General features: G+C 65.3%; 10 protein-coding genes and 3 pseudogenes. 5 read left to right on the top strand and 8 right to left on the bottom strand.

Annotation, left to right across the window (positions count from 1 at the left end):
* The 3 genes and pseudogenes from CA951_RS42400 to CA951_RS42390 form a co-directional block, all read left to right on the top strand.
* Nucleotides 1-351 (top strand): annotated as a pseudogene (locus CA951_RS42400) (4-hydroxy-2-oxovalerate aldolase); the annotation flags it as partial.
* Nucleotides 351-1,142 (top strand): 2-keto-4-pentenoate hydratase, encoded by a 792-nt coding sequence (locus CA951_RS42395; protein ID WP_087562508.1) that lies wholly within the window; start codon nt 351-353, stop codon nt 1,140-1,142. The pseudogene CA951_RS42400 and the gene CA951_RS42395, both read left to right, overlap by 1 nt.
* The gene (locus CA951_RS42390) at nt 1,139-2,620 is read left to right on the top strand and encodes an aldehyde dehydrogenase (protein WP_087562507.1); all 1,482 of its coding nucleotides are present in this window, start codon (nt 1,139-1,141) and stop codon (nt 2,618-2,620) included. Before CA951_RS42395 ends, CA951_RS42390 begins: the two co-directional genes overlap by 4 nt.
* Before the next feature lie 982 nt (nt 2,621-3,602).
* Here the strand turns inward: CA951_RS42390 and CA951_RS42385 are convergent.
* The 5 genes and pseudogenes from CA951_RS42385 to CA951_RS44825 all read right to left on the bottom strand — a co-directional run bounded on the left by CA951_RS42385 (nt 3,603) and on the right by CA951_RS44825 (nt 6,077).
* Nucleotides 3,603-4,673, bottom strand: coding sequence for a CE1758 family FMN-dependent luciferase-like monooxygenase (locus tag CA951_RS42385; RefSeq protein WP_087562506.1), 1,071 nt, complete (start codon nt 4,671-4,673; stop codon nt 3,603-3,605).
* Between the two features lie 238 nt (nt 4,674-4,911).
* Complete coding sequence (locus CA951_RS44835) at nt 4,912-5,256, bottom strand: hypothetical protein (RefSeq protein WP_256974327.1); 345 nt, start codon at nt 5,254-5,256, stop codon at nt 4,912-4,914.
* A 211-nt stretch (nt 5,257-5,467) separates the two neighbouring features.
* Nucleotides 5,468-5,587 (bottom strand): annotated as a pseudogene (locus CA951_RS45340) (hypothetical protein); the annotation flags it as partial.
* Between the two features lie 107 nt (nt 5,588-5,694).
* Nucleotides 5,695-5,766, bottom strand: a pseudogene (locus tag CA951_RS45335) (hypothetical protein); the annotation flags it as partial.
* A gap of 152 nt (nt 5,767-5,918) precedes the next feature.
* Nucleotides 5,919-6,077, bottom strand: coding sequence for a hypothetical protein (locus CA951_RS44825; RefSeq protein WP_256974326.1), 159 nt, complete (start codon nt 6,075-6,077; stop codon nt 5,919-5,921).
* Between the two features lie 1,013 nt (nt 6,078-7,090).
* Between CA951_RS44825 and CA951_RS42370 the strand changes: the two genes are divergently transcribed.
* Complete coding sequence (locus CA951_RS42370) at nt 7,091-7,678, top strand: TetR/AcrR family transcriptional regulator (RefSeq protein WP_087562513.1); 588 nt, start codon at nt 7,091-7,093, stop codon at nt 7,676-7,678.
* 6 nt (nt 7,679-7,684) lie between these two features.
* Here CA951_RS42370 and CA951_RS42365 read toward each other — a convergent pair whose 3' ends face one another.
* The 3 genes from CA951_RS42365 to CA951_RS42355 are packed head-to-tail and all read right to left on the bottom strand — an operon-like array spanning nt 7,685 to nt 9,502.
* The gene (locus tag CA951_RS42365) at nt 7,685-7,900 is read right to left on the bottom strand and encodes a tautomerase family protein (RefSeq protein WP_087562505.1); all 216 of its coding nucleotides are present in this window, start codon (nt 7,898-7,900) and stop codon (nt 7,685-7,687) included.
* Nucleotides 7,900-8,796, bottom strand: a complete 897-nt coding sequence (locus CA951_RS42360) for a VOC family protein (RefSeq protein ID WP_087562504.1) — start codon at nt 8,794-8,796, stop codon at nt 7,900-7,902. The genes CA951_RS42365 and CA951_RS42360 overlap by 1 nt, the downstream gene beginning before the upstream one ends.
* Nucleotides 8,797-8,815: 19 nt before the next feature.
* On the bottom strand, nt 8,816-9,502 hold the full coding sequence (locus CA951_RS42355; protein ID WP_179220537.1) for a class II aldolase/adducin family protein: 687 nt from the start codon (nt 9,500-9,502) through the stop codon (nt 8,816-8,818).
* Nucleotides 9,503-9,583: 81 nt separating this feature from the next.
* Here CA951_RS42355 and CA951_RS42350 point away from each other — a divergent pair, with 81 nt between their 5' ends.
* Nucleotides 9,584-10,177: a PadR family transcriptional regulator gene (locus CA951_RS42350; RefSeq protein WP_087562502.1), complete on the top strand. Its 594-nt coding sequence runs from the start codon at nt 9,584-9,586 to the stop codon at nt 10,175-10,177.
* The last annotated feature ends 55 nt before the right edge of the window (nt 10,178-10,232 follow it).

The following is a 10,232-nucleotide window of genomic DNA, read 5'->3' as shown; positions in this document are numbered from 1 at the left end:
CTGTGTGCCCTCGGTGCCGGCGCAGGAAACTCGCCCACCGAAATCCTCGTCGCCGCCTTCGGAACCCTGGGAATCCCAACCGGAGTCGACGAAGAGCGAATCCTCGCCGCCGCCGAGGATGTGGTCCGTCCGATAGTCTCCCGCCTCCCTGTCGCGGACCGCGCGTCCATCGTCCAAGGACGCTACGGCGTATACAACTCGTTCCTTCTGCACGCCGAACGGGCCGCGGAGCGGTACGGCGTCCCCGCCTACCAGATCCTCAAACGCGTCGGAGAGGCCGGATACGTCGGCGGACAAGAGGACATGATCATCGACGTGGCCATCGAACTCGCACAGACAGGAACCGCATGATGACTGAGTGGAGCATCGACCGGGTCGTCGAAACCCTCGAGAGCGCAGAACACGAGCGCCGGGAGATCGGCCGATTGACGGACGAGTGGCCGGGGCTGGATCTCGCGACCGCCTACACTGCGCAAGCCATGCTGATCGAGCGAAAGCTCGCCGGCGGCGAACGACGCGTAGGAACGAAGCTGGGGCTGACCTCGCGGGCCAAACAGCAGCGAATGGGTATCTCGTCACCTCTCACGGGCGTGCTCACCGACGCCATGGTGCTCTCGGTCGGCGCCCCGCTCGCCTTCGACGAACTCATCCATCCGCGGGTGGAACCCGAGATCGCCTTCGTGATGGCGACCGACCTGGAGGGGCCCGGGGTGACGGCGGCGACCGCTTCGCGCGCTGTGGCAAGCGTGCACGCTGGGCTAGAGGTGATCGACAGCCGATTCCGCGACTTCAGCTTCGCACTGCCCGACGTGGTCGCCGACAATGCCTCGAGCTCCCGCTTCGTGGTGAGCCCGACCGGTTACGACCCGGCAGGCCTCGACCTCGCGCTCGAGGCCTGCGTTCTTCGGCGCAACGGCGAGGTTGTCGACACCGCAACAGGAGCGGCCGTGCAGGGAAATCCCTTCGAAGCACTAGCGCTTGCCGCGAACGATCTGGCGACACGCGGCGGGGAGATCCTCGCTGGAGAAATCGTACTCACCGGCGGAATCACCGACGCGGTGTTCGTGCACCCGGGCGACGACGTCCAGGTCTCGTTCACAACTCTGAATTCATTGACCCTACGAGTGGAAGGAACACGATGAACACCGTGCCACCCACGCAGACGTCCGCTGCCGAGATCCAGAAATTCGGACACATCATCGACGGCAAAGAGATTCAGTCGGAGTCGGGCCTCGTCTTTCCCAGCGTGGACCCCTTCACCCGTCAGCCCTGGGCGGAGATCGCACTCGGCACCAAGGCCGAGGCCGATCTGGCGGTCGCTGCCGCGCGTCGGGCATTCGACGAGGGGCCATGGCCGCGGATGGCCGCGGGCGAGCGACGGCGCATCCTGCACCGGTTCGCCGACCTCATCGAGGAACACGCCGACGAACTGGCGATGGCAGACACCCGCGACATGGGCAAGCCGATCACCCAGAGCAAGGGAAACGACGTTCCGCGCACCGCGATGAACTTCCGCTTCTTCGCCGACCACGCCGCGCTCACCCCGGCCGAGGTCCTGCCGATGGATTCGGGTCATCACACATACACCCGCTACGACCCCGCCGGAGTCGTGGTCGCGATCGCGCCGTGGAACTTCCCGATGATGCTGGAGAGCTGGAAGGTCGCACCCGCGCTGGCCTGGGGAAACACGGTAGTTCTCAAGCCGGCCGAAGACACCCCGGCGTCGGCGACGCTCATGGCCAGGCTCGCGCTGGAGGCAGGCATCCCGCCGGGCGTGTTCAACGTGGTCCACGGGTACGGTCCGGACTCGGTGGGAGAGGCGCTGACCCAGAACCCCGACATCGACCGGATCACCTTCACTGGAGAGTCGGGCACGGGGCGGGTCATCGCCCGCGCCGCCGCGGCGAATCTCGTGCCGGTCAGTCTGGAACTCGGTGGGAAGGGCGCCAACGTCGTGTTCGCGGACGCGGACCTGGACAACGCCATCGACTGGTCGATCCGTGCGATCTTCACGAACGCCGGGCAGGTGTGTCTGGCCGGGAGTCGCATCTACGTGGAGCGTCCACTGCTCGACGAATTCGTCGACCGCTTCGTCGCCGCGGCCAACGCGATGGTGGTCGGTGACCCGAAGGATCCGGCAACCCAGATCGGCCCGTTGGCCAGCGGCGAGCACTACACGAAGGTGCGCGGATACTTCGACACGATCGGGGACTCCGGCGGCAAGTGCCTCACGGGTGACCTAGGGGAAGGATGGTTCATCACACCCACCGTGCTGCTCGAGCCCGACCGCGACTCCGCTCACCAGCGTGAAGAAATCTTCGGTCCCCTCGTCACGATCACCCCGTTCGACACGGAGGACGAGGCGATCCGCGAGGTCAACGACAGCCCATACGGATTGAACGCGATGCTGTTCACCGAGGACCTCACACGCGCACACCGGGTCTCGTCGGAGCTCGTCGTGGGAACCGTGTGGGTGAACTGCTTCTTCATTCGCGACCTTCGCGCTCCCTTCGGCGGCGCCAAGGACTCCGGAATCGGCCGTGAGGGAGGAACTTTCAGTCGTGAATTCTTTACCGAGCCGAAAGCTGTCGTGATGCAGATGGCGAAATCCGCCCACTGATCATGCACAGACGAGAGGGGCCCTTCCGCCGATCCGGAAGGGCCCCTCTCGTGTTGTTCCGCGGCTCCCACTGCGTGTGAGACGTTCCCTCGACGGTCTGGGCATGTTGCGGACAACATCGGACTTGACGGAGTTCGCTTCCAGGAAGCTGCAGAACAGCCGGTAATCCTTACATACCACTGCCGAGTTCCATCAGCGAGAAACGCGATCCACAGAGAGTATTTACTGCGGACGCGGTTTTCCGGCGGCGATTCGGCCTGCCCGATGGCGGTGAGTGAATTACTGGACCGTCGACGTGCGGATCAAGATCGGCGCAGCATCGTCGAGGCCCAGCGCCTGCTCGCGGGCTCCACGTCCACCCACCCGTCCAGCACATCGTCGAACCCGAAGGGCGGCGCAGAAAGTTCTGGGATCAGGCCGATCACCCTTTGACTACGAGGCGTGGCGACGTCGGTCGCCGGACAACCCGCCGGCGGGCCGGGGAGCCAAGTGGGCTCGGGAGCCGGCCGCGTTCGATTTGTCGTTCGACTGGGCGGTGGTCGCCGGCGCGGTGGACGTAGTCCGGTGGTGACACACCCAGCAGTGCGTCAATGGGCGCGAAAGTACCATCCTCGTCCTGCAGGATGGTCACACGCCAGGAGCTTCACCGACGAAGAAACTCACCCGTCTGCGCTCGCAACCGACGGCGCGGATCGCGACGGTCGAACCCGACGGGCAGCCGGATATCGTGTCGGTCGGGTTCGACGTCACGCAACCCGATTTCGCGCCACAGAGGGTAAGTGCGTGGCGTCACCCACTCGATGTCGGCGACCCGCGCAGCTTCGGTCGATTGTCGGCCACCTCGACCGCGGTGCCCTCGCGACGCCGCAAGGGGTCGCGGCACGATGCGTTGTCGGGACGAACGGCGTCGGGGTGACGGACGGCCGGGATCTCGGCCGTCCGTCACCATGCTTATCGCAGCGGGCGTTTCCGGGAGCGGCGATCAGTTGGAAGCCTGTGCAGCGACGCGCTCGGCGTGGGCGAGTGGAAGTGCCGGAGGTGCGGCGGGTGTCATCTCGCGGCGCAGGACCGGGACGATGTCGGTGCCGAGGATGTGGAGTTGTTCCTGCGCGACGTCGGCGGGTGTGCCGAAGGCGTCGATGGTGAACAGCAGACGGTGGATGTCGCCGGCGTAGCTGCGGTAGGCGAGGATCTTGTCGATCACTTCTTGAGGACTGCCGACGGCCAGCGGTGTCCGGTCGCTGTACTCCCCGATGGAGAGGCCGCCGAAGCGTGGTGTGCCGGCGAAGTAGGACCCGTATTCGGCACGGGCATCCTGGGAACGTGGACGGATGAACGCTTGCGCGCCGAGTCCGACAATGGCGTGTTCCGCGGGGCCGTGGCCGTAGTGCTCGAAGCGTTCCCGGTACAGCTGCACCATCCGCTGGGTGTGCGCCGGTGGAGCGAAAATGTGGTTGGAGAAGTATCCGTCACCGTAGTACGCGGCCTGTTCGGCGACTTCGGGCGTCCTGACGGAGCCGTGCCACACGAACGGTGGCGTGCCGTTCAAGGGGCGCGGCACGGAGGTGAACGATGTCAACGAGGAGCGGTATTCTCCGGTCCAGTCGATGTTCTCCTCGGTCCACAGTCGGCGCAGCAGTGCGTAGTTCTCGGTGGACAGTGGGAGAGCGTCGCGGACGTCTCTGCCGAACCATGGATACACGGGGCCGGTGTTACCACGGCCAAGCATGATGTCTGTGCGCCCCTTGGACAGGTGTTGGAGCACGGCGAAGTCCTCGGCGATTTTCACCGGGTCGTTCGTCGTGATCAGTGTCGTGGCGGTCGAGAGCAGCAGCCGTCTCGTCTGCGCGGCGATGAACGCGAGAAGGGCGCTCTGGGAGGAGGACACGAACGGCGGATTGTGGTGCTCTCCGACCGCGAAGACGTCGAGTCCGAGCCGTTCGGTCGTGACGGCGAGGTCGACCATCTGTTCCAGGCGCTCGGTGGCTCCGGGGACGCGACCAGTGACGGCGTCCGGGGTGCGGTCGCCGATGCTGAAGATTCCGATCTGCATGATGCTCCGCCTCCTACTCTGTGACCGGCAATGCCCGCAACACAGCAGGGGGCGCGTCGGCGGTCTTCAGAGGCGTGCTGCCCAGTTGGTAGGTCTCAAAGGTGGTCGTCATGGTTGTGTTGTCCTCACGGTTGGGTTTGGAGGTCTCGGGCGTCAAATGCTTGTTCGAACAAACATCCCGCAAAGAATTCTTCGGCTGAGATGGGGAGCCGGGAGTCGCCCTGCCGAACGTTTCCGGCTACGCGGCGGACGTGCTCTGCCGGGACTGCGTGCCTGCACGACGTGCCGCCCGGCGCCGGCTTCGGTCGTGTGCCGCCCTGCTCAGCCGGCTGTACGTAAGCAGCATCCGTGGCACGACCTGATAGACCGACAGGGGAACGATTACGAGGGTGAGCACGAACATGCGCAGGAAGGGGTGCCAGTCCACGGTGAACGGCCCCATGGCGGCCATTCCGAATGCGACCAGAGGAAAGATTGCGCACCACGTGATGAAGGCGCGCACGTGCACTGAGGCGATGCCGGAGGTGCGGTGGTGGTGTGAGTCGGTTTCGTCGGCGGCGAGTGCTTTGCCCTCGTGTTCCATTTGTCTCCCTATAATTGGTGTGCGCTGCCGTCTGGCCGGCGTGATGCACCCCTGGCTTGGCAGGCCCACGCGGTAACCGGTTGTGCGATCTTGCGTTTGGCCTACAGCTGCGGTGCGTTGAGGCGTGCAGTTTCGGCGTCATCGCGCCGGCGGTCGCGCCTCCGTCGACGCTGTAGTTCTGGCCCGTGACCCAACTCGACTCGTCGGATGCCAGGTAGAGGGCCCATGCAGGCGATGTCCTCTCCCGTGCCGGCGCGCTGGAGGATGGCGTTGCTGATCTGCCAGGCCTTGCCTTCGGCGTCGACGGCCCTGTCGGTGCTGGGGTGTTGATGAACCCGGGGGAGATGGAGTTCGCGCGGACGCCGCGGGAGGCCCTTCCGCGGCGAGGGCACGGGTCATCGAGATAACGCCACCGTCGAGCAGAAGGGGCCAGGCAGCGCTGGTGGTATGGAAAACGAGGTCGAGTTCGACGTTCATCACGTGCCGCCAGAGCGAGAAGGTCATCTTCTCGAACGGGGCGAATCCGGCGCCGGCGGCGTTGTTGTAGAGAACGTCGAGACCGCCATGCGTGCCGCGCCGTCACGTATCCAGTCGCCGGCCTGCCCGGGGTTGGTGAGGTCGACCGTGGTTCCCCACACGTCAAATCCTTCACTGCGAGGGCCTCATGCGGTTGCCTCGGCAGAGCCCGGCTTGAGATCGCAGCCGACGACCGTCGCACCCTCCCGCGCGAACAGCCGCTGCGCCGCTTCGCCCTGACCTCCTCCGGTGCCGGTGATGAGGACCCGCTTGCCCGCCAGGCGTCCGGTTGCATTCGCTGACATGTGAATCTCGCTTTCATTTCATTTCCGGTAATTGGCGGCTTCCCGGGGCATTGGATGGCGGTCCGGGCCGGAGGCCCGCGCCTGTGCGTGTGGGCGGGCGGCGTGTCTGGCCGGGTGCGTGACGGGTCAGTTCCCGGCGGCCGTCCTTTTTGCCGTCTTGTCTCGCGCACTGCGGCGATGGTTCGCATTGCCCCAGTGTTGATTTCGCCCCGGCGCTTGATGATGGGGGCGTCGGGAAGATTCTCGGTGATCAGAGGCAAGATCCGCCGTCCTCGACGGAGGTGACACGATAGGCAGCTCGTAGGCCTTGGCCAGCTCCTTGGAATGCCCCGTCTGGTAGTCGACGAACAGGATGGCGGCGTTGTCGTCGGTCAGTTGTTCGTAGCGCCTGATGACCGCCCCTCGGTAGAAAATTGGAGTGGACCGAACGGTCCTGATATCGAACCGTATCACTATCGGGACCGAGTGGTCCAATAGCCGCATGCGCCTCTCCGGTGGTCGTCACCGCAGTAGAGGCCACAGGGCGCAATAAGCTCATCGTCGCGGGTCTCCACCAACGTGTGCGCTGCCCCTCGTTGCCCTGGCGGCCCAGTGGCCGGCTACGGGGGCGGCGCGGTCATCGACTGCCTTCGGGACCTGGAACGAGCCCCGTCCAGGACGGACGCCGTCCAGCGGATAGTCAAGGCCCGTGGTTGAGCCGATGACCTGGGTCGCAGTGGGCGCCGAGTTGCAGGCGACCGGCGCGCCGAGAAGGGCCAGGAACTGGGCCGGACCATGGGTACCGCTGCACTTCTACGGCAAAACCTCACCGCCAGCTTCGACGCCGCCCGCCTCACCGCGAACATCTGAGCAAGGCCACCTCACCGGCCCGCCCGAGATCGGCTCCGGCAGCCGCTGCTGCTCACACCGAGCGTCCGGGGCGAACCCGGCCACGAAAGTTTTCCGTGGGCCCCCTGTTGGTACGGTGGAATTCCGGGGACCGGACGGTCCACAACAAGGAGGAGTGGGTCCCGATGGCGCGCACACCGGAGTTCGACCGGGACACGGTCCTGGAGAACGCCATGGGGGCGTTCTGGGAGCACGGCTTCGAAGCGACCTCGATGGCAGACCTGCTGGCGGTCACCGGACTGAGTAAGAGCAGCCTCTACGCCAGCTTCGGCGACAAGCACGCCGTGTTCGTGGCTGCCTACGACCTCTACCGCGCCCGTCGGACCGAGAACCTGGCGCGCGTGCTCGCCGCACATCCGCCCCCGGGCGGAATCCCGGCATTCTTCGACGAGATCATCGGCACCGGCGCCGAGGGCTGGCAGCGTTTCGGGTGCATGAGCACCAACCAGGCCGCCGAACTGGCCCAATCGGACAGGGAAGTGTGCACCCGGGTCGCGGAGGATCATCAACTGCTCGAGGACGCCTTCGCCGACCACCTCAGTGCCGGCCAGGATGCCGGGACCGTGCCCGCATCCGTCGATACCCGGGCCGCAGCAAGTGCGCTGGTCACCGCGTTCTCCGGCTTTCAGCTCACCGTGCGCGCCGGGATGGACCGCACCCGGCTGGAACGGTCCCTGGCCTACCTCCTTGCCCCGCTCGAAACGCCAGTCTGACCGGTCCTACCCCGACCCTGCGCTCTCGATACCAGCAGTCTTCTCGGCAAGGGTCACGCCGCCTGACAACCAGTGATCGGGCGAGACCTCGCGGAGGATTACCCGGATGCTGTGCGATGGTGCTCCGATGGATCGTTCGACGGCCGAATGGAGTTCCCCGAGCAGCGTTCGCAGTTGCTCGGGGGAGCGCCCGGTGGTGAGAGTGACCTCGATGAGAGGCATCAGACCTCCTGCAGGTGGGAATCGGCCAGAATCTGGTACTGGGTGCTTGCCCGCTGGGTCGGGCCGGCCCACATATCGATCGAGTGCGGCAGCGACGGGTCGAAATACCGGGGTGTCCACGCGGCGTCGTCTTCGATTCGGCGGACACCGAACGAGTACTCGTAGGTGAGACCTTCCGGGCCCTTGAAGTAGATGAAGATCGCACCCGACTGCGGATGGCGACCCGGACCCTGCTCGATCTCGACGCCGTTGTTCACCAGGACGTGCCAGCTGCGCATGACATCGTCGATACTTTCGACCTGAAAGTTGATGTGGCACAGTCCCGGCCGTTCGCCTTGGAAGATGGCGAACTTGTGGTGGACTGGGTCGAATCGGATGAGTGCCGCTTTGTTGCCGATCCAATCGCTGATCTTCATGTTGAACAGCGAACTCCACCACTCGTACGCTTTGCGGGGATCGGGGGCATCGACGCACAGGTGCCCGAACTCGGTGATACCGGCCGGGCGGCTGAAGTTGATCGGCGCTACGTCCGTTTCCGGATCGACGACGAGGTCGAATCGGTTGCCCCAGGGATCCGAGAATTCGAGGAACTCCCGCACGTGGCGGGAGTGGCACTCCTCGGGCGTTCCCCACCGTGTCCTGATGCCCGCCGCGGTCAGCTCTTCGTCGGCGGCGATGAGCGCGGCCGAGTCCGCGACGGAGAGCCCGGAGCTGAGCACCCCCGACTCGCCTTCGACGAAGGCAAGGCAGTGATGGCGCTGGTCGGCACGCAGGTAATGGACGCCGTTCTCGGCACCCCGGTATTCCATGCCCACGATCTCGGTTGCGAAGCGGACTGCCTCGGCTGCGTTCGCCGTGCCGGAGCGCACGTACTGAATGTCGATGAGTTCGATCACAATGATCCTCTTTCCCTCTTCACTCGTCTCCGAGTGAAGGTCGATGTTGGTCCTGAAGAAGTGTTTCGAGGAAGCGGTACAAGCGTGGAAGAAGTTCCGACGCGCGCTCACGCCACCATTCCTGTTCGACAGTGGGGAGCTCGATCGGGCTTCCCGCTGCGGATGCCCGGAGGTCGAGTTCGGCCGACCGCTCGAGAATCCACATCCGCGCGACGGCTTCCGCGATGTCCCTGCCCCAGGTCACCGCGCCGTTGCCCCGCAGAACCACGGCCTGCGCGCTGCCGACGGACTCCGCGATTGCCTCTGCCGCGTCGCGGTTCCTGACGAGTTGGGAATCTGGATGCAGCGCGACCGGGCCGAGCATGGCAGCGTGCCCGTTCAACGCGGCAGGAACCCTCCCGAGTGCCGCTATCGCGGCAACGGCGCGGGGCTGGGCGCGGCAGACCGCTCCGACATTCGAGTCGCGCTCCATCACCGCCAGGTGAAGCCAGGCTTCCTTCGGGGCTCCCGCGGGGAGCTCGTTGGAATCGGTCGTCAGTGCGAGGGGGCTGTCGCCGGCACCCAGCGATCCGAGCGGACGCGGCGGAGTCAGCAACGCTGATGTGGGCGAGGTTCGGACGGAAACGTGGCCGAAGGCATCGACCAGTCCGGCTTGCGCCAGTACTCGAGCGGCGTCGATCAATTCACGGTGCAAGTCGTTGTCCATGTGCGGCTCCATCGATTTAGTTCAGATCATACCTGTATGAGTAGAAAGGTCAATCACGAAATAGTGGGATATCGTCGGAGCATGTCACTTCAGCATGCGGTCCTCGGTGTCCTCGAGGCCCGACCCATGACCGGCTACGAGCTCACGCAAATGTTCGAGTCGACGGCCAGATGGGTGTGGGCAGCGCCGCAGAGCCAGATCTATCCGCTGCTGAAGAAACTCGAAAGAGAAGGCCTCATAGAGGGCGAGGACCAGGTCCGCGGTGAGCGTCTGAGACGCACGGTGTATTCGATCACTCCCGCCGGACTCGAGGACCTCCGGGAGTGGCTGGGTCAGGACCTCGGCAAGACGAGCCCACGGGATCCCCTCCTGGTGAAGGCGCTATTTTTCGACATGGCCGACCCGGAGGATGCCCGTCGGGTCCTCGAGGCGCACATCGTGGAACTGCGCCATTGCATCGAGCTGTGGTCGGTTCACCGCGACCGCCTGCTCGCCCGGGATACCGAGTTGCTCCGCGAACGGCTGCTGCGGCGCGACCCGGCGGACCACGAACGGATCGCCCGGTTGAAAGCCCACGTATTCGACTTCCTCATCGATTCCGCCGCGTTGCGTGTCCGTTGGGTCAATCGCACGATAGAGATCCTGGAGTGCGACCGCCCGGCAGAGATACACTGACGACCCAGAGCAGAGTGCGCCGGCGGAGTGTCTACCGATACCGCCCATAAAGGGC

The organism is Rhodococcus sp. NCIMB 12038 (genome assembly GCF_002165735.1).
Lineage (GTDB): Bacteria > Actinomycetota > Actinomycetes > Mycobacteriales > Mycobacteriaceae > Rhodococcus_F.
The sequence above is the reverse complement of the archived record's forward strand: the minus strand, read 5'-3'. Positions and strand labels throughout refer to the sequence as shown.